This is a genomic window from Bradyrhizobium hereditatis (genome assembly GCF_020329435.1).
GTDB lineage: Bacteria > Pseudomonadota > Alphaproteobacteria > Rhizobiales > Xanthobacteraceae > Bradyrhizobium > Bradyrhizobium hereditatis.
This window is the reverse complement of the sequence record NZ_JAGKJK010000012.1, coordinates 182,372-205,284: the sequence shown is the minus strand read 5'-3', so window position 1 is coordinate 205,284 and position 22,913 is coordinate 182,372. Positions and strand designations below refer to the sequence as shown.

Here is a 22,913-nt window from a genome sequence, read left to right as displayed (position 1 = left end):
GCGTGCCCACCGGCTTTCGCGACAGAGTGTCGGATGGGTAGAGCGAAGCGAAACCCATCCTAACCGCGCGTCTTGACGGGTATCGCTGCGCTCAACCCATCCTTCATTTCTTTAATGCGTCCGCAGATCGCGCTCGCGCTGGATCACTTCGGTCGCAAGCTTCAGATACGCTTCGCTGCCGACGCACTTGAGATCATAGACCAGCACCGGCTTGCCATAGGACGGCGCCTCGGAGATGCGCACGTTGCGCGGGATCATGGTGTCGTAGACCTTGGAGCCCATGAACTGCCGGACGTCGGCGACCACCTGGTTCGACAGGTTGTTGCGCGAATCGAACATCGTCAGCACGATGCCGTGGATCGACAGGTTCGGATTGAGCGTCGAGCGCACCTGCTCGACTGTCTGCAGCAATTGCGACAAACCTTCGAGCGCGAAGAATTCACACTGCAGCGGCACGAGGATCGCGTCTGACGCCGCCATCGCATTGACGGTGAGAAGGTTGAGCGAAGGCGGGCAATCGATCAGCACGTAGGTGTAGTCGGTATCCGGCGCCGCATTCTTGTTCAGCGCCGCGATCGCATCGCGCAATCGGAAGGCGCGGCCGGGCGTCGTGCCGAGTTCGAGCTCGAGACCCGACAGATCCATGGTCGAGTAGGCGATGTGCAGCCGCGGCACGGCGGTCGCAACCACCGCATCGCGCAGCGGCGCTTCGCCGATCAGCACGTCGTAGGTTGAGCAGCTGCGGTTGCGCCGATCGATGCCGAGGCCGGTAGACGCATTGCCCTGCGGATCGAGATCGACGATCAGCACGCGCTCGCCAATCGCCGCGAGCGCGGTGCCCAGATTGATCGCTGTAGTGGTCTTGCCTACGCCACCCTTCTGATTGGCCAGCGACAGGATGCGTGGATGCGGTGGCGGAGTTGGATCCCTATCCTCTTGATATATCTGGTCTAATTCGCTCATGCCCGATCGCCATGTGTGATCGCGGAGGGGTTGCGCCGCTCGATCCGATCGAGTTCGACGATCCAGCCGTGCCCGCCCGTTCGGCTGGAATGGAGTCGCGGTTCAATATTCCAATATTTAGTGGCTTCAGTCAATTCAGCCTCTACATCTTGGCCCTTAGGAAACAACGCCTTGGCGCCGTTGCTCACAAACGGTTCCGCGAAACCAACAAGTTGATGTAATGGAGCCAGCGCCCGTGCAGTGACGCAATCGACGCTGCCACCGATTCTATCCACAATATCCCCGATTCCCGCCAAATGCACGGTTGCCGACGCAGAAGTCACGCGCACCGCCTCGCGCAAGAACGCCGCTTTCTTGGCGTTGCGCTCGACCAGATGGACATTGGCGCCTGGTGTCGCGGCCAGTGCACAAGCCAACACGACGCCTGGAAATCCGCCGCCGCTGCCGAGGTCGACCCAAACCTTGGCCGATGGAGCCAAGTCCAGGAGCTGCAGCGAATCAGAGATATGACGGGTCCAAAGATTGGGGAGCGTGGAGGGCGCGACGAGATTTGTCTTGGCCTGCCACTCCAAGAGCAAGGCGACATAGCGATCGAGCCGCTCCGCCGTTTCACGTGAAACGGGCGTGAGCCTCAGTGCCTCCGCTTTGTCCTTAGCAGAAGGACGGTCCGCCGATTGAACTTTGCCCATGTCAGAAATTGCTGTCTGGTGGAGGTCGTTGCGAGCGAAGCGAAAGCAATCCATTTCGCGCGACAAGAAAGTGTGCCGTCGCTACGCTCCTCGCAATGGCGGCACCCTATCCCGTTTCACGTGAAACAGATTCTTTACGCCGTCACTCGTGAATTCTTCCGCCGCGCTTCGCGACGCAGATATGCCGCCAAGATGCCAAGAGCCGCTGGCGTCAAACCATCAAGCCGACCCGCCTGCCCGACTGTCCGAGGCTGTGCCGCTTGGAGCTTTGACCGAGCCTCATTCGAAAGCCCGGGCACATCCGCATAGTCGATGCCGGTCAGGACCAAACCTTCGTCCCGACGAAAGGCATCGACGTCCGCGATCTGTCGCTTGAGATAGACATCGTACTTGGCGTCGATCTCAAGATGCACCGCGATCGATGGGGCAATGGCCGACAGCTCCGGCCAGATATTGCGCAAGGTCGCCCACTCGATCTCCGGATAGGCCAGCAGCTCAAAAGCAGACCGACGATGGCCATCCCGGTTGAGAGCCAGGCCATGCTTGGCCGCCGCATTGGGAGTCATCGTCAGCGATCTGGCCAAAGCCTTCGCCGCAGCCAGCGCGTCCATCTTGTCGCGATGCCGCTGCGCACGCGCCGACCCGACGCAGCCAAGGGCGATTCCCTTGTCGGTCAGACGTTGATCTGCGTTGTCGGCCCGCAGGGTCAGCCGGTATTCGGCGCGAGAGGTGAACATCCGATAGGGCTCAGTGATCCCGCGGGTAACGAGATCATCGATCATCACACCAAGATAACCATCGGCCCGATCGAACACGATCGGATCGGCGCCACTTGCCGCCAGGGCGGCGTTGAGACCCGCCACGATCCCTTGCGCCGCCGCTTCTTCATATCCCGTTGTGCCGTTGATCTGTCCGGCCAGGAAGAGACCCGGCAGCCGTTTGGTCTGCAGCGTTGGATCGAGTTCGCGGGGATCGACGTGGTCATATTCGATGGCATAGCCCGGCCGGACCATTCTGGCCCGCTCCAGTCCAGGAATGCTGGCGAGGATCGCGAGCTGAACTTCCTCCGGCAGGGAGGTCGAAATGCCGTTAGGATAGACCGTGGTGTCGTCGAGCCCTTCCGGCTCCAGGAAGATCTGGTGGCCGTCGCGATCGCCGAACTTGACGATCTTGTCCTCGATCGAGGGACAGTAGCGTGGACCGCTGCTCTTGATCTGTCCTGAATACATCGGCGAGCGATGGACGTTTGCCCGGATCACCTCGTGGGTTGCGGGCGTCGTGCGAGTGATCCCGCACTGGATCTGCGGCGTCGTAATGCGATCGGTCATAACCGAGAACGGCTCCGGCGGGTCATCACCAGGCTGCATTTCGACCGCAGCCCAGTCGATGGTCGTGCCGTCGAGCCTCGGCGGCGTGCCGGTCTTCAATCGTCCGAGCGTAAAGCCTGCCCGCTCGAAGGACGCCGAAAGCCCCATCGCTGGCGCCTCCCCGACCCGGCCAGCGGGCCAGTTCTTCTCGCCGAGATGGATAAGACCCCGCAAAAAAGTCCCGGTCGTAATGACGACGGCCCCGGCGCTGAATTCCCGGCCATCCCCCAACCGAATTCCAGTAACCCGGCCGCCGGAGACGATCAGCTCATCCACTTCGCCTTCGATCACGCTCAGATTGGCAGTCTCTTGGATCGCGGCCTGCATGGCGGCAGCATAGAGTTTGCGATCTGCCTGTGCCCGCGGTCCGCGAACCGCCGGGCCCTTGCGGCGGTTCAGCATCCGAAACTGAATCCCTCCGGCATCCGCGACCCGGCCCATCAAGCCATCCAGGGCATCGACTTCGCGGACCAGATGTCCCTTGCCGAGACCCCCGATGGCGGGGTTGCAGGACATCGCTCCCACGGTCGCAAAGCGATGGGTCACCAGCGCCGTCTTCGCTCCCATGCGCGCAGCCGCGCTTGCGGCCTCGCAGCCGGCATGGCCGCCGCCGATGACGACGACGTCAAAGGAGTTTGGTCGGGAAATCATGGCGGCGTTCTATCTCGGAGTTGAAAATCCGGGAAGCAGAAGTTTGCTGACGAAATGTTTCACGTGAAACGCACCCTCCCCCGAGCGTCAGGTGTTTCACGTGAAACATGGGTAAGAGACCGTTACTTACCTACGCAGAACTCTCGGAAGATGACGTCGAGAATGTCCTCAACATCGACCCGGCCGAGTAACCTTCCCAGGGAATAGGCTGCGGCGCGCAGCTCTTCTGCCGCCAGCTCCTCGCCCTCCCCCAGCACCTCGACGCAGCGCTGCAGGGACGCCGCCGTGTCCTGCAACAGCTTCCGCTGCCGCGTCCGGCCAATCAGGCCGCCTTCACTGCTGCCGAAGTAGACCTGCGCGAACTCGACGATGGCCACGATCAGCTCTTGCAGCCCGTCTCCGTGCCGGGCCGAAATTCGGAAAACACGGCCTCCGGACGACTCGGCCATTGGCCGATCAGCCGCATCGAGATCGATCTTGTTGCGGACCCGCCAGACCGGCGCGGTGGCCTCGCCCTTCCCTTCGCTCTCCACGTCTGATGCGTCCGTCAGCCACAACACGAGGTCCGCATCCGCCGCCCGGGCGCGGGCCCGGCGAACACCCTCCTGCTCCACCGGATCGTCCGTCTCGCGAATCCCCGCGGTGTCGATCACGGTCACCGGATAGCCCTCGAGGTCGAGCTGCACCTCGATGATGTCGCGCGTGGTGCCAGCATGCGGCGACACGATCGCGACCTCGCGGCGCGCGAGTTGATTCATCAGCGTCGACTTGCCGACGTTCGGCGGTCCGGCGATCGCGACGACCAAGCCATCGCGAAGGCGTTCGCTGCGCCCCTGCTCCGCCAGCGCTTCCTGGATCTCCGCCAATAATGCTTCGACCTTAGCCAGCGCCGGCGTGATCAACTCCGCCGGGACATCGCCCTCGTCCGAGAAATCAATCCCGGCTTCAATCAAGGCCGACGCCTCGATGATCCGTGCGCGCCAATCGCGTGCCTTGTCTCCCAGCAATCCCTTCAACTGGCGCAGCGCCTGACGGCGCTGTCGATCGGTGTCGGCGTGAATGAGATCGTCGAGACCTTCTGCCTCGGTGAGATCAAGCTTACCGTTCTCGAACGCGCGCCGGGTAAATTCTCCGGGCTCGGCCGGACGAACATCTTCGAATGCGGACAGCGCGGCGAACAACGCTGCCAGCACCGCACGCCCGCCATGGATATGAAATTCCGCGACGTCTTCACCGGTCGCGCTGGCGGGACCTGGAAACCAGAGGACCACGGCATCGTCGATCGGCCGCTGGCTGATATCGCGAAGCAGGGCGCGGGTAGCCAATCGCGGAGAAGGTAGTTTGCCGGCAAGCGCCCTCACGACCTTTTCCGCTTGCGAACCCGAGACGCGCACCAAGGCAATCGCGTTTGGTGGCTGGCCTGACGAAAGTGCAAAAATGGTCTGGTCCCGTGGATGCATGGCCTATTTGTCCGGGAGGTCCTGAAAAGGCAACGCGATTTCGAGCGGTGAGCGACAACGCAGAGGTCGGCCGGTCCGTCGCGACGGACGATCTCCTGCCCGGACACAAAGCAGCATTAGTGGAGCAAGTTCGGGCTCATTCTACTTTGCATGGGGTTGTTTTCGCGGTTTTGTGCCCAGGCACCGCCTCAGGAGAACAAACCGCATAGAATTCAATGATTTATATGGTTACCCAATCGACAACGTCGGACTTCTGACCTCTGCGGCATGAAAAAGGGCGCCCCCGCGGTGCGAGGCGCCCTCCCCTAAGCCCGGCTTCCCGGCTCAGGTATTCATGGAGTCGAAGAACTCGGCGTTGTTCTTGGTATTGCGGAGCTTGTCGAGCAGGAAGTCGATCGCATCCATCGTACCCATCGGATTGAGGATCCGGCGCAGCACATACATCTTCTTCAGGAGCTGCGGATCGGTGATCAGCTCTTCCTTGCGGGTGCCGGAGCGCGAGATGTCGATCGCCGGGAAGGTCCGCTTGTCCGAGACCTTGCGGTCGAGGATCAGTTCGGAGTTACCGGTGCCCTTGAATTCTTCGAAGATGACTTCGTCCATTCGGCTGCCGGTATCGACCAGCGCGGTCGCGATAATCGTGAGCGAACCGCCCTCCTCGATGTTACGCGCGGCACCAAAGAATCGCTTCGGCCGCTGCAGCGCGTTGGCATCGACACCGCCGGTCAGCACCTTGCCCGATGACGGCACCACAGTGTTGTAGGCGCGGCCCAGACGCGTGATCGAGTCCAAGAGGATCACAACATCGCGGCCGTGCTCGACCAGGCGCTTCGCCTTCTCGATCACCATCTCGGCGACCTGGACGTGACGCACCGCCGGCTCGTCGAAGGTGGACGACACCACCTCGCCTTTTACCGAGCGCTGCATATCAGTGACTTCTTCCGGACGCTCGTCGATCAAGAGCACGATCAGATAGCATTCGGGATGGTTGGCAGTGATCGAGTGCGCGATGTTCTGCATCAGCACGGTCTTGCCGGTCCGCGGAGGCGCCACGATCAGAGCGCGCTGGCCCTTGCCGATCGGCGCGACGATGTCGATCACGCGTGCCGATAGGTCTTTCCGTGTGGAGTCTTCGAGCTCGAGCCGGAAGCGCTGATCCGGAAACAGCGGGGTCAGGTTGTCGAAATTGACCTTGTGCTTGGACTTTTCCGGATCTTCGAAATTGAGTGTGTTGACCTTGAGCAGCGCGAAATAGCGTTCGCCTTCTTTCGGGCTGCGGATGTGGCCTTCGATGGTGTCGCCGGTGCGAAGGCCGAAACGGCGGATCTGCGACGGCGAAACGTAGATGTCGTCAGGGCCGGGCAGGTAGTTGGCGTCGGGAGAGCGGAGGAAGCCGAAGCCGTCGGAGAGAACCTCAACGACGCCTTCACCGATAATATCGATTTCCTGGATCGCGAGTTGCTTGAGAATTGCGAACATCAGCTCCTGCTTGCGCATGGTGCTGGCATTTTCGACCCCGCTCTCTTCGGCGAACGTGACGAGCTCGGCCGGTGTTTTCGATTTGAGGTCTTGGAGTTTCATTTCCCGCATTGGGGTGGTCCTGTGGAGTGTCTTCTGGAAGGTGCGAGGTGGCTTTGAGAAAAAGCGGCCACGGAAAAAGGAAGGTCCGCAGATCTAAGCAAGGAAAGCGCCGGTGAGGCGTCAAACCTGATGCGGCGGCCGATCCAATGAGGAACCGGAACGCAGCCACATCCGCCTGCGTGGGGTGGGATTTAGACAATATAGAAAATCGGCCGCTGCTTCGCAAGCTGGTGTGAAACCGCCGGATTCAGGAAAAGCGAGGCTAGAACGGCTTCACGATCACCAGGATGACGATGAAAATCATCAGGATGGTAGGTACTTCATTGATAATACGGTAGAATTTCTGGCTTCTGGTATTCCGGTCGGCGGCGAAATCCTTGACCCAGCGGACAAAAAAACCGTGGACACCCGACAGGACCAGCACCAGCGTCAGTTTGGCGTGAAACCAGGGCGACGTGTACCAATGTCCGCTCCAGGCCATATAGATCCCGGCCAACCAAGTAACGATCATCGCGGGGTTGATGATCAGCTTGAGGAGCCGCCATTCCATGACCTTGAAGGTCTCGGACTGCTTTGAACCGACCTCGGCTTCACAGTGATAGACGAACAGCCGCGGCAGGTAGAGCATGCCGGCCATCCACGAGATGACGGCGATCACATGCAGCGCCTTGATCCACTCATACATTGCAGCCGTCTCGCCCCGGAACGTTCCCGATGCCTCAGCGTTGCGAAGAACTCCGCCAACGTGGGACGCAAGACATATCCGCAAAGCTCCGCTTCTCTAAACTAATAATTTTAGAATCTTAGGTTTTGAGTCTGAGTGGCGGTGATTTGGACTCACACAATGCGGTCCCACCGTTTTGAAGGTCTTGTTCACATCCCTCGCTATTTTTGGCCGGTCCATGGATGTCCAGGATAACGCCACTTGCATCAATCGCTTGCGATGGTCTGTGGCCAGCTTATCAAGAGACAAATCCACATCTTCTCATTATCATTGCCGCCAGGCGGTGGACTTGTCCCTTCGAGACGCCCTGTGAAGAAACCGAGGGTTTTCCCGGAGGTCGTCACGCAGGGCCTGACATCTCGGCCAGGCTCCACAGGATTCACAGGATTACACAGGGGTTCTGGTGCCCACGACCGGCAACTATTTTCATCTGCATCTGGTCTCCGATTCCACCGGCGAGACGCTGATTACGGTGGCGCGCGCGGTGGCTGCGCAATACGCCAACGTGACCGCGGTAGAACATGTCTATCCGCTGGTGCGCAGCCAGAAGCAGCTCGACCGAGTGCTCGACGAGATCGAGGAGGCGCCGGGCATCGTACTTTTCACACTGTTGGAAAAAGATCTGGTTGGCCGGCTGGAAGCCAAGTGCAAGGACATCAATATCCCGAGCCTCTCCATCATCGGGCCGGTGATGCAATTGTTCGAAGCCTATCTCGGCGCGGCGACGACGGGCAGGGTAGGCGCCCAGCACGTTCTCAACGCGGAATATTTCAAGCGCATCGACGCCTTGAACTACACCATGATGCATGACGACGGGCAGCACGTCGAAGGCCTGGAGGAGGCCGACGTTGTTCTCGTTGGCGTATCCCGTACGTCGAAGACGCCGACCTCGATCTATCTCGCCAATCGCGGCATCCGTACTGCGAATGTGCCGTTGGTGCCGGGCATTCCGCTGCCGCGCCAACTGGAGACACTAAAGAAGCCGTTGGTCGTCAGCCTCCACGCGACGCCCGAGCGGCTGATCCAGGTCCGGCAAAACCGGTTGCTGAGCATGGGCGCCGACACGCCCAATGATGACTACATCGACCGCCAGGCGGTAGCGGACGAAGTGGCCTATGCGCGAAAGCTGAGCGCCAGGTTCAGTTGGGCGCAGCTTGATGTGACGCGGCGCTCCATCGAGGAAACTGCCGCGGCTGTGCTGAAGCTGTTTACCGATCGCCAGCGGCAGCGGCATGCCGAATGATATCTCTGCAATGACCATCTGGCGTGGACAACATCCGCTGATACTGGCCTCGCAAAGCCGTGCGCGGCAGATGCTGCTCGCCAATGCCGGCATTTCCTTTGATGCCGTTCCCGCCGATATCGACGAACGTTCCGTTCAGAAAAATTCCGGCCTTGCCGCGCCCGGCGAAATCGCGGGCCTTTTGGCGCGCGAGAAGGCCTGCTTCGTATCTTCAAACAATCCCGCCCGTTACGTCGTCGGCGCCGATCAGACTCTGGCTTTGGGAAACCGGATGTTCACGAAGCCGGCCGGCCGTGCGCAGGCCTCAGATCAATTGCGCCTGCTCGCCGGCCAGACGCACGAACTGCATTCCGCCGTTGCGGTGGCCCGCGACGGCAAGATAGTGTTTGCCGACATCAGCATTGCCAAGATGACGATGCGGCGGCTGAGCGACAATGAGATCGAAGCCTATCTGAATCAGGCCGGGCAGGCGGTCGCAACCAGCGTCGGCGCCTATCAGCTCGAAGGGCTGGGTGTGCATCTGTTCGAGCGCATCGAGGGCGACCATTTCACCATTCTCGGCTTGCCATTGTTGCCGCTATTGGCATTCCTGCGCGGCGAGGGCCTGCTCAATGTCTAGTCTCATTGCTTTGAAAACGGCGAGTTGATGCGGATTCTCGGACTGACCGGATCCATCGGTATGGGGAAATCTACCACCGCAAAGCTGTTCGCCGAGGCGGGCGTGCCGGTGTACGACGCAGATGCCGCCGTCCACAAAATCTACGAAGGCGAGGCGGCGCCGGCGATCGAGGCAGCGTTTCCCGGCACTACCGTCGGCGGCAAGGTCGATCGCGCCAAACTGTCCGCCAAAGTGGTGCACGATCCAGCCGCCATCAAACAGCTCGAGCAGATCGTGCACCCGATGCTCGGCGCCTCCCGCCAGAAATTTCTCGATGATGCCGAAAAGGCCGGCGCGCCGGTCGTGGTGATGGATATCCCGCTATTGTTCGAAACCGGCGGCGAGAAGCGGGTCGACGCCGTTGTCGTGGTGTCTACCGATGCTGCGACCCAGCGCCAACGGATTCTGGCGCGCGGTACCATGACCAATGAGGCGCTCGACGCCATCCTGGCGCGGCAATTACCGGACGCCGAAAAGTGCAAACGCGCGGATTTCGTGGTGGATACATCGCACGGGCTGGACCCGGTGCGCGCGCGAATCAAGGACATTCTGGCCGAGGTCGTTAAGATGCCGCAGCGGCGGACCTGATTCGCCTTAAGCTCCGGCCTCGGAAATCCATGCGCGAAATTGTTCTCGATACCGAAACCACAGGCCTCGACCCGCTGCGCGGCGACCGCCTGGTCGAGATCGGCTGCATCGAGATCTTCAACCGCATGCCGACGGGGCAGACGTTTCATCGCTACATCAATCCGGAACGCGACATGCCGGCAGAAGCTTTTGCCGTGCACGGCCTGTCCACCGAATTCCTTGCCTCTAAGCCGCTGTTCACCGAGGTGGTGGAGGAATTCCTGGAGTTCATCGGCGACGCGCCGCTCGTCATCCACAACGCTTCGTTCGACATCAGCTTCATCAATGCCGAGCTCGACCGTATCAAGCGGCAGCCGATCTCACGCGAACGGCTGGTCGACACGCTGCTGTTGGCGCGCCGCAAGCATCCGGGCGTGTCGAACCGGCTTGATGATCTCTGCTCGCGCTATGCGATCGACAATTCCCGCCGCACCAAACACGGCGCGCTGCTCGATGCCGAGCTATTGGCCGAAGTCTATATAGACCTGATCGGAGCGCGGCAGTCGCAGCTGATTCTAGCGGCGGAAACCCGCGTCACGGTGACGAGCGGGATTGGCGAAATGCCGCGCCGGCAACGCGAGGTTCTGCTGGCGCCACGAATCACCGACGCGGACCGCGAGGCCCATCGCGCCTTCATCGCCACCCTCGGCGACAAGCCGATCTGGAACGATTTTCTTCCCGCGGTAGCGGCGGTCTAGCGGTCGCCCGGCCGCTGGCCTTTAGCTCGGCTTCACGCCGGAGGCCGCCTGTGCCGCAGCCTGCCGCTCCATGTTCTGGCGGTACAGACCGACGAAATCGACCGGATCGAGCATCAGGGGCGGGAAGCCGCCGTCGCGCACCGCGGTCGCGATGATCTCGCGCGCGAACGGGAACAGCAGCCGCGGGCACTCGATCATGACGAGCGGGTGCAGGTTTTCCTTCGGCACGTTGACGATGCGGAACACACCGGCATAGGCCAGCTCGAAGCTGAACATCACCTTGCTGGCGCTTTCGGCCTTGCCCTCAATCGAGAGCGTCACCTCGAACTCGTTTTCCGAGAGATTATTCGCGGAAACATTGATCTGGATGTTGATATTCGGCTGCTGCTGTTGCGGCGCCAGGGAGGAGGGAGCGTTCGGATTCTCGAACGAGAGATCCTTGGTGTACTGAGCCAGCACATTGAGCTGGGGAGGGGCCTGATCGGAAGGCGCGCCGTTGCCGTTGGTCATGAAACTCTCTCCTGAATCGCTCGCGAGCGCGGGCCCGGGGTTCGTCTGAATTCGCTCAAATCAGCGAAAAGGTCTTTTCCGGGCGAGTGGCTATCATAGGGCCGGCTCGTTCCACAAGGACGACGGACCGGCGGTAGAGCAGTGGGACCGCCAATTGTGGCCGATATGCCTAATGTGGCTTGGCCGACCGCCCATTTTATACCTAAATGATTGAATGTGCGCGATTTCCGGCCACGATCGGGTTTCCCCTCACCGCGAAAACGCGCTACAATAACCCGCGCCAAAACGCGCCATTGGCCGGGCGCAGTTTCATGCCTACATGCTGCAGTCTCAATGGATGATGTAATCTCTGCCGTTCTCAGGGGAACATCGTAAGAGAGCCTCACACCAAGGGAACGCTCGACCGCCGGGCCCGTTGCCGGCCTAGAACCAGAAAGCGAACACGACGTGGATATCTACACCATCATCTTCCTGGCGCTGGCGGTTTTCATCTTCCTGCGCCTGCGCAGCGTCCTCGGACAGCGCACCGGGAGCGAACGGCCCTACGATCGTGCGGCACCTACTGTCGCCCAGCGGACGCAGGACAACAATAATGTCGTTCCGATGCCGGGCACGGTGATCGATCAGTCGCCACTGGCGCCCAATGCCGATATCTCGCCGGCCGATCGCTGGAAGGGCATTGCCGAGCCGGGCACGCCGTTGGCGGCCGGTCTGGACGCCATCGCCGCCCAGGACTCCTCGTTCGATCCCAGGCACTTCCTCTCCGGTGCCCGCAGCGCCTACGAGATGATCGTACTGGCCTTTGCCAATGGCGACCGCCGCGCGCTGAAAGATCTGTTATCGACCGAGGTCTATGACAGCTTCGAAGCCGTGATCAGGGATCGCGAGAAGCACGAGCAGAAGACCGAAACGCGGTTTGTATCGATCGACAAGGCCGAGCTGGTGAGCGCGGAAGCCCGTGACCGCGCGGCGCAGCTCACGGTGCGTTTCGTGTCGCAGATGATCTCGGTCACCCGCGACAAAACCGGCGCCATTGTCGACGGCAATCCTGACAAGGTCGCCGATATCACCGATGTCTGGACGTTTGCTCGCGACACGAGCTCTCGCGATCCGAACTGGAAGCTGGTTGGCACTGGAAGCGCGGCCTGAGACGCAGAACCTTTTGAGGCTCGCGTTCGGCGCGATCGCTTTGGCGCTGTCGCTTGCGCCGGTGGATGCGCTTGCCGCGCGCCACGGGCGTCCGCAGAAGCAGGCGCATTCGCCGCCTCCCCGCCAGCTGCCGTATCCGCAGCTCGAACTGCCGTTTCAGATCAACGGCGGCCAGTATGCGCCGATCGCCTGGTCCGAGATCGCGGGCTGGAGCGAGGATGATCATCTCGCTGCCTACAAGGCGTTTCGCGTCAGCTGCAGGCCGATAGTGGCGCAACAGAAGCCGCCCGCGGATCCGAAGGCGCTGGGTACGTCGCTACGCGATCCCTGCCGTATCGCCAGGAGCCTCGAACTATCCGACGAGGCAAAAGCCAGGACCTTCTTCGAAGAGCACTTTCTTCCGCTCCGCATCTCGCGGCTGGGCGAAGGCGAGGGCTTTGTCACCGGCTACTACGAACCCATCGTCGATGGTTCACGGAGCGAAAACGAGGTCTACAAGGTGCCGGTCTATCGACGGCCGTCCAATCTGTTTGTTCGCGGCACCACGCAGGCGTCGGCCGGGCTGCCGAACAAGGGCCAGGTGTTCCGCAAGATCGGCCGCCGCAAGCTGGTGCCCTATTACGACCGCGCCGAGATCGAGGATGGCGCCATCGCCGGCCGTGGCCTCGAAATCTGCTATCTGAAGGATCAGACCGATCTTCTGTTCTCGCAGATTCAGGGGTCGGCGCGCGTCAGCCTCGACGACGGCTCGACGCTTCGCATCAATTACGATGCACACAATGGCTTTCCCTACACGCCGGTCGGCCGCATCCTGATCGAGCGCAACATCATCCCCAAGGATCAGATGTCGATGCAGAGGATCCGGGAATGGATGGAGCAGAATCCGAACGAGGCCGACGAACTGCGGCGGCAGAACAGGTCTTACGTCTTCTTCCGCGAAGTGCAGCTTTCCGACAAGGACGAGGCGGTCGGCGCGCAGGGCGTGCCGCTGACGCCGGGCCGCTCGATAGCGGTCGACAAGTCGCTGCATGTCTATGGCACGCCGTTCTTCATCGAAGGCGAACTGCCGATCGCATCAGAGCAATCGAAGACGCCGTTCCGTCGGCTGATGATTGCGCAGGACACCGGCTCTGCGATCGTTGGGCCCGCTCGCGCTGATCTTTACTTTGGCGCCGGCGCCGATGCCGGCAAGGTGTCCGGCCGTCTGCGCCACAATGCACGTTTCGTGATTCTGGTGCCGAAGAGCCTCGATCCGGTCGAGCGCGGCCGCAAGATGCCGGTGCCCGACGAGCGGCCGTCGGAGAAGATCGCAAAGCTTTTCCCGCAAACTGCTCCATCCAAGGAGCAGAAGAATTCTGCGAAGCCGCCGGAGGTAACCGCGGCGACCAGTACCACGCCCGCGACGCAGGTGTCGCCGCCGGCCGCGCCAGCACCTTCGCACGCCCCGACGGTCCAGGCTGCCGTGGCAAAACCGGTGCCACTGCCCGAGCCGCGGCCCAGGATCGAAGCAGTCTCTGCAAAGCCTCATCAACGTCACCTGCGTCGATATCGCCATCATAGATGAAGCGTCGATCGTCGATTCCCGAATTGCCGGAGCCGCCGCGGCGCAAGCGCGCGCTGACCGAGGAGGAGCGCGCGCTATGGGAGAGTGTCGCCAAACAGGTCAAGCCGTTGCGCAAACGGCATCGCGGCTTGAAACTGTCGATGGCTTCGGCGGAAGCCGGTAGTCATGCCGCGCCGAAAGCGGCCGCATCGCCGAAGCACGTCGCGGCGCCGCGGCCCGGCGCTCCTTCAAAACCATCGCCTCCGCCGCTGGCGCCGATTGGCCGCCGCGAGCGCTCGCATCTGTCGCGAGGCCGAAAAGAGATCGATGCGATGCTCGATCTCCACGGCATGACGCAGACGCGCGCGCATCGCGCGCTGCTCGGCTTCCTGCAGCGCGCCCATCGTGACGGGCTGACTTTCGTGCTCGTCATCACCGGCAAGGGCAAGGTGGGCGCCGAATCTGAACGCGGCGTGCTGCGCCGTCAGGTGCCGCAATGGCTGGGCCTGCCGGAATTCCGTGCGCTGGTAGTCGGCTTCGAGGAGGCCCATATCGGCCATGGCGGCGAGGGCGCGCTGTACGTCCGCGTCAGGCGCGCGCGGTATTAGACTCTCTCAGAACGGCCGTACGATTCCGACGCGCGGAATCAATGTCACGATCCAGCCGAATGCCAATGTCGTTGGATCATTCGCCGAAATGACCGGCGCGTTCTTTGAGGACGGCAGCATCTTCACCGCGTGCAGGATCAGGAAAAGGCATACCGCCCAGTTCGAGATCCACCTGGAATAATCGAAGATCATCGCGAACATGACGAGATAGGCGGCACTGACGAGGATGATCGCGGCCACGACCACGCGCCGGTCGCGGTCCGATGCGAGCAATCGAATGGAATCCTCGAAATACCACCAGAGCGGTGCGTGCAAGCAGATCAGCAGCGTAAATACCGGCACGCCGAGGAGGTTGGAAGGCATCCGTTCCCAGGTATCGCGGACTTCCTGCGAAAGCGGCTGGTACCAGATGTAGGCAAAGGCATGGACGTGGCGCAGCATGTCCTCGGACGTGGCATCGGCGACGCGGCTCTGGGCATGGGCGACGAACTCGGCCGCCGGCACGGTAAGCGTTCCCCAAAACTGTGTGGCGACGAACAAGAAGCCGATGGCGAGTACCGCGACGGTGCCCGCGATCGCGTTCTGCGTCGTCACGCCCTGCACGAGATAGTAGCGCAGCACGACGATGACGATGATGGTCGGCACGTACATGAGGAAATGAACGTGATGAATGAGGATCAGGACCATCGATGCCAACGCAGCGCAGAGGACGAAAGCAACGGAGCGAGCCGGCGCCAGGAGTAGGCAGATGGCGGCCGCGCAGCCGTAGATGTCGAAATGCCCCAGCGTGTAGAGGAAATTCTTGAGAAAGAACGGCGAACCCACCATCAGCACGAATAGCGGCAATTGCTTGTGGACGAAGCCGAACGTTCGCCGGAATAGCCGGACGAACAGGGCCGCTGTCATAAGCCACACCGTACCGCCGAGTGCGTACACCAGCCATACCGGCACCTTGGCAGTGAACAACGACACAATGGCGCCGATCAGCGCACGCTTGCTGAAGCCGAAATGATAGTCGACCAGGAGATGAAGGTAGGGGACGTAGGGCTGCAGCGCGAACTTGTAGAGAAGAACCCCGACCATGACGGCCGCATTGACGACAAGCATCAAGCGCCAGGGGTTTTCCCAGACGCGGAAGTTCAAGTTCATTGTCGTCCCGGCCAGTCGATCGCGCAAGCCGGGAGCTATAACCGCAGGCCGGCGGTTCAGACGGATAGCGGCCCAATTCGAACCGCACAACGAAGATTTGTGGTTATCAACGTAGCCGGGCTGGAGCGCAGCGCATTCCGGGGTCTTGCCGCCCGGATACGCCGATCCGTATTTTTGCGGAGCCTGTCATCGGGCGCGCATTCACGCGAGCCGTTGGCTTCGCTCCGGGCTACAACAGTTACAGAATAAACCGGCTCAGATCTGAGTTCTTGGCAAGATCGCCGATGTGCTTCTGCACGTATTCGGCATCGACCTTGAAGGTCTCGCCGTGGCGGTCCGGCGCCGAGAACGAAATCTCGTCGAGTACGCGCTCCATCACCGTCTGCAGCCGCCGCGCGCCGATGTTCTCGACCGCCGAATTGACGGCAACCGCGACGTCCGCCAGCGCGTCGATCGCGCTGTCGGTGATGTCGAGCGTCACGCCTTCCGTCTGCATCAGTGCGACGTATTGCTTGATCAGCGACGCCTCCGGCTCGGTCAGGATGCGGCGCATGTCGTCGCGGCTCAGCGCTTCCAACTCGACGCGGATCGGCAGGCGGCCCTGCAACTCCGGCAGCAGGTCCGAGGGTTTTGCGATATGGAACGCGCCCGAGGCGATGAACAGGATGTGGTCCGTCTTCACGGCGCCGTGCTTGGTCGTGACGGTCGTGCCTTCGATCAGCGGCAGCAGGTCGCGCTGCACGCCCTCGCGCGAGACGTCGCCGCCCAGGCGGTTTTCGCGCACGCAGATCTTGTCGATCTCGTCGAGGAACACGATGCCGTTGTTCTCGACCGCGGCAATCGCTTCGAGCACGAGCTGGTCGTTGTCGAGGAGCTTGTCCGATTCCTCGTTGACGAGGATTTCGTGCGAGCCCTCGACCGTCAGGCGGCGGGTCTTGGTCCGACCGCCAAGCTTGCCGAAGATATCGCCAATCGAGATCGCGCCCATCTGCGCGCCCGGCATTCCCGGTATCTCGAACATCGGCATGCCGCCGGAGGATTGCGTCTCGATCTCGATTTCCTTGTCGTTGAGCTCGCCAGCGCGCAACTTTCTGCGAAAAGAATCGCGCGTGGCCGGACTCGATGCCGGTCCGACCAGCGCATCCAGCACGCGCTCCTCCGCGGCGAGTTGCGCACGGGCCTGCACGTCCTTGCGCTTGCGCTCGCGCACCTGGATGATCGCGACTTCGACGAGGTCGCGGATGATCTGCTCGACGTCGCGGCCGACATAGCCGACCTCGGTGAACTTGGTGGCCTCGACCTTGATGAAGGGCGCGCCGGCCAGCTTCGCCAGCCGCCGCGCGATCTCGGTCTTGCCGACGCCGGTCGGCCCGATCATCAGGATGTTTTTCGGCAACACCTCTTCGCGCAGGTTGCCGGTGAGCTGCAGCCGCCGCCAGCGGTTGCGCAGTGCGATCGATACGGCACGCTTAGCGTCGGCTTGGCCGACGATGAAGCGGTCGAGTTCGGAAACAATTTCACGGGGAGAAAAGTCGGTCATGTGTCCTAGGTAGGCGTCCAATGTAGCGAGAACAAGCCGTAGGTGAAGCAGATCAGATGATCGGCGGCCCACCCTGCCACAGCTTGATCGCATCGACGGGGTGAATCAGCATGATGATGTTGAGCGTCAGATTGTCGCGAATGTGGAGCGCCATCACCAACTCGAACAGCAGCGCGAGCGCTACGCTGATGGCTACCGGCAGATTTTTTGCCAGCAGGAAGCCGCCGACCATCGCCAGCGAGTCGGAGATCGAATTGACGATGGTATCGCCGAAATAGTCCAGCGAGATCGTGCCGGCGCGGTAGCGATTGATGATCAGATCCGAATTTTCGACCAGTTCCCAGCCGCCTTCCACCAGCATGGCAAGAATCAGGCGGCCTTGCCAGGCGAGGCGAGGGAACGCCAGGAAGGCTGCGCCGTAGAACAGGATGCCATGCAGGATGTGCGACAGCGTGTACCAGTCGGCGATGTGCTGCGAGTTTTCCGAACTCTGCACCACGCCATGCCAGAGCTTGACATAGCCGCAGGCGCAGATCGGCAGACGTCCCATCCCGTAGAGGATCGCGGCTTGCGCTGCGAGGATAGCGGCTGCGATCGTAAGCCATTGCCAGCCTGAAAGCGTGCGAACAATCGGCGCGTTGTCGATGCTGCTGGTCGAGGTCATGCGTTGCGGATCATCAAGAGAGCGGGGCCATCAGGTGTATCGACCATACCAGCTTTTTCAAAGCCTGCTTTCTCGTAGGCACGGATGGCCCTTGCGTTGGCCGGGTCGGGATCGGTGACGATGCGCGGCGCACCGTTTCGCAAGCGCTCGTCGACGAAGGCACGAATGAACGCCGAACCATGGCCGCGTTCGATCATATCGGGCTCGCCGATGAACTGGTCGATGCCGCGGGTGCCGAGCGGATGCTCGCCAAAACCCGAATTCCACGCGGTCAACGCGTAGCACTGCAGATAGGCAAAATCGCTGCCTGCGGTCGAGACGATGAACTGGTCCATCGCCGGTTCGGCGAGGTCACCGCTGACCAGGTCGAATTGTTCGGATGGATCTCCCCACCACTCAGTGACGTGCGGCTCTGCCAGCCAGCGTCGGATCAGCGGCAGGTCAGCTGATGTCATTGGGCGGAACACATAGTCCGGCACCATCACCGCCGCTCCCCTACAGCGTTTCGATCGTGACGTTCCTGTTGGTGAAGACGCAGATGTCGGCGGCGATATCGAGGGCGCGGCGTACGATGGTCTCGGCGTCCTTGTCGGTGTCGACGAGGGCGCGGGCGGCCGCCAGGGCGTAGTTGCCGCCGGAGCCGATCGCCATCACGCCGGCTTCCGGCTCCAGCACGTCGCCGGTGCCGGTCAGGACCAGCGACACGTCCTTGTCGGCGACGATCATCATCGCCTCAAGGCGACGCAGATAGCGGTCGGTCCGCCAGTCCTTGGCGAGTTCGACTGCCGCCCGGGTCAATTGCCCCGGATACTGTTCCAGTTTGCTCTCCAGCCGTTCGAACAGGGTGAAGGCGTCGGCCGTGGCCCCGGCGAAGCCGCCGATCACGTCGCCCTTGCCGATTTTGCGGACCTTTTTGGCGTTGGCCTTGATCACGGTCTGGCCGATCGAGACCTGGCCGTCGCCGCCGATTACCACCTTGCCGCCCTTGCGGACCGTCAGAATCGTGGTGCCGTGCCAGATCGGCAGGTTATTTTCAGATGCTTGCATGGGTCGCCCTCGTTCCCGTCAGATTTAGGGGCTGGCGAGGAGGGTTACAATCGCGGCCGACCAGGTCCGGATTCCGGTCACCATAGGCCGAACTTGGGCCCCTTGGGCGGCTTCCCGCAGTAGCGAAGGAGAGATCGGCCTGTTAAAAGGGCCGCGTTTTCGGCCCAAGCGGCCAAAGGGAAGCAGTTTTTCATGCGCACAGCGTCCATCAAGCGCAAGACCAAGGAAACCGACATCGAGGTTGCGGTAAACCTCGACGGCACCGGTATATCCAACGTTTCGACCGGCATCGGCTTTTTCGACCATATGCTCGATCTCTTGGCCCGGCATTCCCGCATCGACATCACCGTGAAGGCCGATGGCGACCTTCATGTCGACCATCACCACACCACCGAGGACGTCGGCATCGCGCTCGGGCAGGCCGTAAAACAAGCGCTCGGAACCATGGCCGGCATCACCCGCTACGCCTCGATCCACATGCCGATGGACGAGACGCTGTCGCGCGTGGTTATCGACATTTCGGGCCGGCCGGTGCTGGTGTTCAAAGTCGATTTTCCGCGCGACAAGGTCGGGCAGTTCGACACCGAGCTGGTGCGCGAATGGTTCAACGCCTTCACCATGAACGCCGGCGTGACTTTGCACGTCGAAACCTTATATGGCGAGAACAGCCATCATATCGCCGAATCCTGTTTCAAGGGTCTGGCGAGGGCGCTTCGGGCCGCGGTCGCGATCGATCCGCGCGCGGCGGGCGAAGTGCCTTCCACCAAGGGTCAGCTCGGCGGTTGATTCCTTGTTCGCGTTTTTGTTCGCGGCGGAGAGGTTCGATGCCGGTCTACACAGTGCATGCTCCCGTGGCCAATGGCGCCGATCTTTCGGCGACCGACAAGTTCGTCTTTGTTCGTGACGGCTTTCATTTCTGGGCAGCGGTCGCGAGCGTAATCTGGCTGCTGTGGCATCGGCTGTGGCTGGTGCTTATCGGCTGGATTGTTCTGATGATCGCGATCCAGTTCGGAATGTCGGCGCTCGGCGCAAGCCGCAACACGATGGTTGCCGTCGACGTTCTGATCGCAATCCTGATGGGTCTGGAGGCGGCCAGCCTGCGGCGCTGGACGCTGTCGCGGGGCAAATGGCGTCAGCTCGATATCGTGGTGGCCGACGACGAGGAAGCTGCCGAGCACCGCTTCTTCGAGCGGTGGGCCGGTGGGCACCGTGGCTTGGTCAACGACCAATGGTCGGTCGATCGCGGGGCGCCGCCGCCGACCCGCAACATTCCGGGCCAGCCGTTCTCCAAGCCTCCGCCATTGCCGCAAGGCGGGATCATCGGCCTGTTCCCCGAACCGGGAGGGCCGCGATGACCGTTGCCATCATCGATTACGGCTCCGGCAATCTTCACTCGGCGGCAAAAGCCTTCGAGCGCGCCGCGCGGAGCATGGAAGATCCGCAGAAGGTCATGGTGACGCGCGACCCTGATACAGTGTACCGCGCCGACCGCATTGTGCTGCCCGGCGTCGGCGCCTTCGCCGATTGCCGCCGCGGCCTCGATGCGGTGGACGGCATGCTGGAAGCGATGACGGAAGCAGTGCGCGTGAAGGCGCGGCCGTTCTTCGGCATCTGCGTCGGCATGCAGTTGATGGCGACGCGCGGCAAGGAGCATGTCGTCACTGAGGGCTTCAACTGGATCGAAGGCCATGTCGAGAAGATCTCGCCGCGCGAGGAAAACCTGAAGATCCCGCATATGGGCTGGAACACGCTCGACCTGCTCCGCGAGCACCCGGTGCTGGAGCACCTGCCGCTCGGGCCGAAGGGACGCCACGCCTATTTCGTGCATTCCTATCACCTCAACGCTGCCAACGAAGCGGATGTGCTGGCGCGCGCCGATTACGGCGGGCCGGTGACTGCGATCGTGAGCAAGGACACCGCAATCGGCACGCAGTTTCACCCCGAGAAGAGCCAGCGCTTTGGCCTGGCCCTGATCTCGAACTTTTTGAAGTGGAAGCCGTGATCCTCTTTCCTGCGGTTGACCTGAAAAACGGTCAGTGCGTGCGCCTCGAGCAAGGCGACATGGCGCGCGCGACCGTGTTCAACCTCGATCCCGCCGCGCAGGCGCGATCCTTTGCCGAGCAGGGGTTCGAATATCTACATGTCGTCGATCTCGACGGCGCCTTTGCCGGCAAGCCGATGAACGCGCGCGCGGTCGAGGCGATGCTCAAGGCTGTCACCATGCCGGTGCAGCTCGGCGGTGGCATTCGGGATCTCAAGACCGTGGAAGCCTGGCTGGACAAGGGCATCGCCCGCGTCATCATCGGCACCGCGGCGGTACGCGATCCGGAACTGGTGAAGAGCGCGGCCAAAAAATTTCCCGGCCGCGTCGCGGTCGGGCTCGATGCGCGCGACGGCAAGGTCGCCGTCGAAGGCTGGGCCGAAACCTCGCAGGTCACCGTCCTCGAAATCGCGCAGCGTTTTGAGGATGCCGGCGTCGCTGCCATCATCTTTACCGACATCGCCCGCGACGGATTATTAAAGGGCCTGAACCTCGATGCCACAATCGCGCTGGCCGAGCGCATCTCCATCCCCGTGATCGCCTCCGGCGGCCTCGCCTCGATCGAGGACGTCAAGGCGATGCTGGAGCCGCGCGCCAAAAAGCTCGCCGGCGCCATTGCAGGCCGCGCGCTCTATGACGGCCGGCTCGATCCCGCCGCCGCGCTCGCGCTGATCCGCAACGCGCGCGCCGCGGCGTAGAGCCATGGTTGGAACCATGGCTCTACTTCTTTATTTTGACGCGTTTTCTTCACGCGAACCGGTACCCACTTCGCTTGAAAACGCTTTGGGAGTTTCGCCATGTTCAAAGTCCGCGTCATCCCATGTCTCGATGTGAAAGATGGAAGGGTAGTCAAGGGCGTCAATTTCGTCGATCTGCGCGACGCCGGCGATCCCGTCGAGGCGGCGATCGCCTATGACGCCGCCGGCGCCGACGAATTGTGCTTCCTCGACATCACGGCGACCCACGAAAACCGCGGCATCATGCTGGATGTCGTGCGGCGCACCGCCGAAGCCTGCTTCATGCCATTGACGGTCGGCGGCGGGGTCCGCACCATCGAGGACATCAAGACGCTGCTGCGCTCCGGCGCCGACAAGGTCTCGATCAATTCGGCCGCGGTCTCCAACCGCGAATTCGTCAAGCAGGCGGCCGAAAAGTTCGGCGAACAGTGCATCGTGGTCGCGATCGACGCCAAGCGGGTCAAGCGCGCCGGCGGCTCGGACCGCTGGGAGATCTTCACCCATGGCGGCCGCAACTCCACCGGGATCGACGCCATTGAATACGCGCAGGAAGTGGTGTCGCTCGGCGCCGGCGAGATCCTCCTGACCTCGATGGACCGTGACGGCACGCGCCAAGGGTTCGACCTGCCGTTGACCCGTGCCATCGCCGATAGTGTCCCCGTACCGGTTATCGCCTCCGGCGGGGTCGGCAACCTCGACCATCTCGTCGACGGCATCCGCCAAGGCCACGCCACCGCGGTGCTGGCCGCTTCGATATTCCACTTCGGCGAATTTACCATACGCCAAGCCAAGGAGCACATGGCGCGGGCCGGCCTGCCGATGCGGCTCGATCCCTGACGACTCGCTGTCACAAAAGTGCTAAGTCCTGCGTTAGGTCCTGCCTTGGGACGGCGCCGCGGCCTTTGGCCGGGCGCGAGCGTTGAGTTCGGTTGATGTCGCGTTTCACGATCCATGATCTGGCCGCCACCATCGATGCACGGGCCGCATCGGGAGGAGAGGCGTCCTACACCCGCAAGCTGCTCGACAAGGGCGCGGAGCACTGCGCCAAGAAGCTGGGCGAGGAAGCGGTCGAGACCGTAATCGCGGCGATCGAGAACGATCGTGGCCACCTGATCGCCGAAAGCGCAGACCTGGTGTTTCACCTCCTGGTGCTTTTGAAGTCGCGCGGCGTGAAGCTGGAAGAGGTCGAGGCCGCGCTGGCGCAGCGGACCTCGATGTCCGGGCTCGAGGAGAAGGCGTCGCGCAAGCGCGACTGACCGAGAGG

The 22,913-nt window shown here is 62.0% G+C and carries 25 protein-coding genes; 13 read left to right on the top strand and 12 right to left on the bottom strand.

Translation table 11 applies throughout. The features are described 5' to 3' along the window. Positions 1-111: 111 nt before the first annotated feature. The 6 genes from J6524_RS26765 to hemJ all read right to left on the bottom strand — a co-directional run bounded on the left by J6524_RS26765 (position 112) and on the right by hemJ (position 7,396). A complete protein-coding gene (locus J6524_RS26765) occupies positions 112-963 on the bottom strand; it encodes a ParA family protein (protein ID WP_225676134.1) in 852 nt (283 codons plus the stop codon). Next, positions 960-1,652, bottom strand: a complete 693-nt coding sequence (gene rsmG / locus J6524_RS26760; protein ID WP_225676212.1) for a 16S rRNA (guanine(527)-N(7))-methyltransferase RsmG — start codon at positions 1,650-1,652, stop codon at positions 960-962. Before rsmG ends, J6524_RS26765 begins: the two co-directional genes overlap by 4 nt. Positions 1,653-1,786: 134 nt before the next feature. Further along, positions 1,787-3,670 carry a tRNA uridine-5-carboxymethylaminomethyl(34) synthesis enzyme MnmG gene (gene mnmG / locus J6524_RS26755; RefSeq protein ID WP_225676132.1) on the bottom strand — a complete coding sequence of 628 codons (1,884 nt, stop codon included), beginning with the start codon at positions 3,668-3,670 and terminating at the stop codon, positions 1,787-1,789. Positions 3,671-3,792: 122 nt separating this feature from the next. Beyond that, positions 3,793-5,130 carry a tRNA uridine-5-carboxymethylaminomethyl(34) synthesis GTPase MnmE gene (gene mnmE, locus J6524_RS26750; RefSeq protein WP_225676130.1) on the bottom strand — a complete coding sequence of 446 codons (1,338 nt, stop codon included), beginning with the start codon at positions 5,128-5,130 and terminating at the stop codon, positions 3,793-3,795. A 324-nt stretch (positions 5,131-5,454) separates the two neighbouring features. Next, positions 5,455-6,720 carry a transcription termination factor Rho gene (gene rho, locus J6524_RS26745; protein ID WP_225676128.1) on the bottom strand — a complete coding sequence of 422 codons (1,266 nt, stop codon included), beginning with the start codon at positions 6,718-6,720 and terminating at the stop codon, positions 5,455-5,457. Positions 6,721-6,973: 253 nt separating this feature from the next. Next, on the bottom strand, positions 6,974-7,396 hold the full coding sequence (gene hemJ, locus J6524_RS26740) for a protoporphyrinogen oxidase HemJ (RefSeq protein ID WP_225676126.1): 423 nt from the start codon (positions 7,394-7,396) through the stop codon (positions 6,974-6,976). A 442-nt stretch (positions 7,397-7,838) separates the two neighbouring features. Between hemJ and J6524_RS26735 the strand changes: the two genes are divergently transcribed. Genes J6524_RS26735 through dnaQ form a run of 4 tightly spaced genes read left to right on the top strand, consistent with a single transcriptional unit; the run spans position 7,839 to position 10,661 of the window. Beyond that, positions 7,839-8,678, top strand: a complete 840-nt coding sequence (locus tag J6524_RS26735) for a pyruvate, water dikinase regulatory protein (RefSeq protein ID WP_225676124.1) — start codon at positions 7,839-7,841, stop codon at positions 8,676-8,678. Positions 8,679-8,688: 10 nt separating this feature from the next. Beyond that, positions 8,689-9,297, top strand: coding sequence for a Maf family protein (locus tag J6524_RS26730; RefSeq protein ID WP_225676122.1), 609 nt, complete (start codon positions 8,689-8,691; stop codon positions 9,295-9,297). Positions 9,298-9,324: 27 nt separating this feature from the next. After that, complete coding sequence (gene coaE / locus J6524_RS26725; protein WP_225676120.1) at positions 9,325-9,924, top strand: dephospho-CoA kinase; 600 nt, start codon at positions 9,325-9,327, stop codon at positions 9,922-9,924. Between the two features lie 29 nt (positions 9,925-9,953). Beyond that, a complete protein-coding gene (gene dnaQ, locus J6524_RS26720) occupies positions 9,954-10,661 on the top strand; it encodes a DNA polymerase III subunit epsilon (protein ID WP_225676118.1) in 708 nt (235 codons plus the stop codon). A 21-nt stretch (positions 10,662-10,682) separates the two neighbouring features. Here the strand turns inward: dnaQ and secB are convergent, their stop codons facing one another. Continuing rightward, positions 10,683-11,171 (bottom strand): protein-export chaperone SecB, encoded by a 489-nt coding sequence (gene secB, locus J6524_RS26715; protein WP_225676116.1) that lies wholly within the window; start codon positions 11,169-11,171, stop codon positions 10,683-10,685. A 447-nt stretch (positions 11,172-11,618) separates the two neighbouring features. Here secB and J6524_RS26710 point away from each other — a divergent pair, with 447 nt between their 5' ends. The 3 genes from J6524_RS26710 to J6524_RS26700 are packed head-to-tail and all read left to right on the top strand — an operon-like array spanning position 11,619 to position 14,471. Then, on the top strand, positions 11,619-12,320 hold the full coding sequence (locus J6524_RS26710) for a Tim44/TimA family putative adaptor protein (protein WP_225676114.1): 702 nt from the start codon (positions 11,619-11,621) through the stop codon (positions 12,318-12,320). Beyond that, positions 12,298-13,884 (top strand): murein transglycosylase A, encoded by a 1,587-nt coding sequence (mltA, locus tag J6524_RS26705; RefSeq protein WP_225676112.1) that lies wholly within the window; start codon positions 12,298-12,300, stop codon positions 13,882-13,884. Before J6524_RS26710 ends, mltA begins: the two co-directional genes overlap by 23 nt. Then, positions 13,881-14,471 carry a Smr/MutS family protein gene (locus tag J6524_RS26700; RefSeq protein ID WP_225676110.1) on the top strand — a complete coding sequence of 197 codons (591 nt, stop codon included), beginning with the start codon at positions 13,881-13,883 and terminating at the stop codon, positions 14,469-14,471. Before mltA ends, J6524_RS26700 begins: the two co-directional genes overlap by 4 nt. 6 nt (positions 14,472-14,477) lie before the next feature. Here J6524_RS26700 and J6524_RS26695 read toward each other — a convergent pair whose 3' ends face one another. The 5 genes from J6524_RS26695 to hslV all read right to left on the bottom strand — a co-directional run bounded on the left by J6524_RS26695 (position 14,478) and on the right by hslV (position 18,871). Then, positions 14,478-15,614: a hypothetical protein gene (locus J6524_RS26695; protein WP_225676210.1), complete on the bottom strand. Its 1,137-nt coding sequence runs from the start codon at positions 15,612-15,614 to the stop codon at positions 14,478-14,480. Between the two features lie 244 nt (positions 15,615-15,858). After that, positions 15,859-17,160, bottom strand: coding sequence for an ATP-dependent protease ATPase subunit HslU (gene hslU, locus J6524_RS26690; protein WP_225676108.1), 1,302 nt, complete (start codon positions 17,158-17,160; stop codon positions 15,859-15,861). A 52-nt stretch (positions 17,161-17,212) separates the two neighbouring features. Further along, entirely contained in the window at positions 17,213-17,824 is a 612-nt protein-coding gene (locus tag J6524_RS26685) for a DUF2585 domain-containing protein (protein ID WP_225676106.1), read from the bottom strand. Continuing rightward, complete coding sequence (locus tag J6524_RS26680; protein ID WP_225676104.1) at positions 17,821-18,306, bottom strand: GNAT family N-acetyltransferase; 486 nt, start codon at positions 18,304-18,306, stop codon at positions 17,821-17,823. Before J6524_RS26680 ends, J6524_RS26685 begins: the two co-directional genes overlap by 4 nt. A gap of 13 nt (positions 18,307-18,319) precedes the next feature. Further along, positions 18,320-18,871, bottom strand: a complete 552-nt coding sequence (gene hslV, locus J6524_RS26675; protein WP_225676102.1) for an ATP-dependent protease subunit HslV — start codon at positions 18,869-18,871, stop codon at positions 18,320-18,322. A 192-nt stretch (positions 18,872-19,063) separates the two neighbouring features. Between hslV and hisB the strand changes: the two genes are divergently transcribed. The 6 genes from hisB (at position 19,064) to J6524_RS26645 (ending at position 22,905) form a co-directional block, all read left to right on the top strand. Next, positions 19,064-19,657 (top strand): imidazoleglycerol-phosphate dehydratase HisB, encoded by a 594-nt coding sequence (hisB, locus tag J6524_RS26670; protein ID WP_225676100.1) that lies wholly within the window; start codon positions 19,064-19,066, stop codon positions 19,655-19,657. A 38-nt stretch (positions 19,658-19,695) separates the two neighbouring features. After that, complete coding sequence (locus tag J6524_RS26665; RefSeq protein WP_225676098.1) at positions 19,696-20,226, top strand: DUF2628 domain-containing protein; 531 nt, start codon at positions 19,696-19,698, stop codon at positions 20,224-20,226. Then, on the top strand, positions 20,223-20,873 hold the full coding sequence (hisH, locus tag J6524_RS26660) for an imidazole glycerol phosphate synthase subunit HisH (protein WP_225676096.1): 651 nt from the start codon (positions 20,223-20,225) through the stop codon (positions 20,871-20,873). The genes J6524_RS26665 and hisH overlap by 4 nt, the downstream gene beginning before the upstream one ends. Continuing rightward, entirely contained in the window at positions 20,861-21,610 is a 750-nt protein-coding gene (hisA, locus tag J6524_RS26655) for a 1-(5-phosphoribosyl)-5-[(5-phosphoribosylamino)methylideneamino]imidazole-4-carboxamide isomerase (protein ID WP_225676094.1), read from the top strand. Before hisH ends, hisA begins: the two co-directional genes overlap by 13 nt. A 99-nt stretch (positions 21,611-21,709) precedes the next feature. Next, positions 21,710-22,486, top strand: a complete 777-nt coding sequence (hisF, locus tag J6524_RS26650) for an imidazole glycerol phosphate synthase subunit HisF (RefSeq protein WP_225676092.1) — start codon at positions 21,710-21,712, stop codon at positions 22,484-22,486. A 95-nt stretch (positions 22,487-22,581) separates the two neighbouring features. Then, positions 22,582-22,905, top strand: a complete 324-nt coding sequence (locus J6524_RS26645; RefSeq protein ID WP_225676090.1) for a phosphoribosyl-ATP diphosphatase — start codon at positions 22,582-22,584, stop codon at positions 22,903-22,905. Positions 22,906-22,913 lie beyond the last annotated feature (8 nt).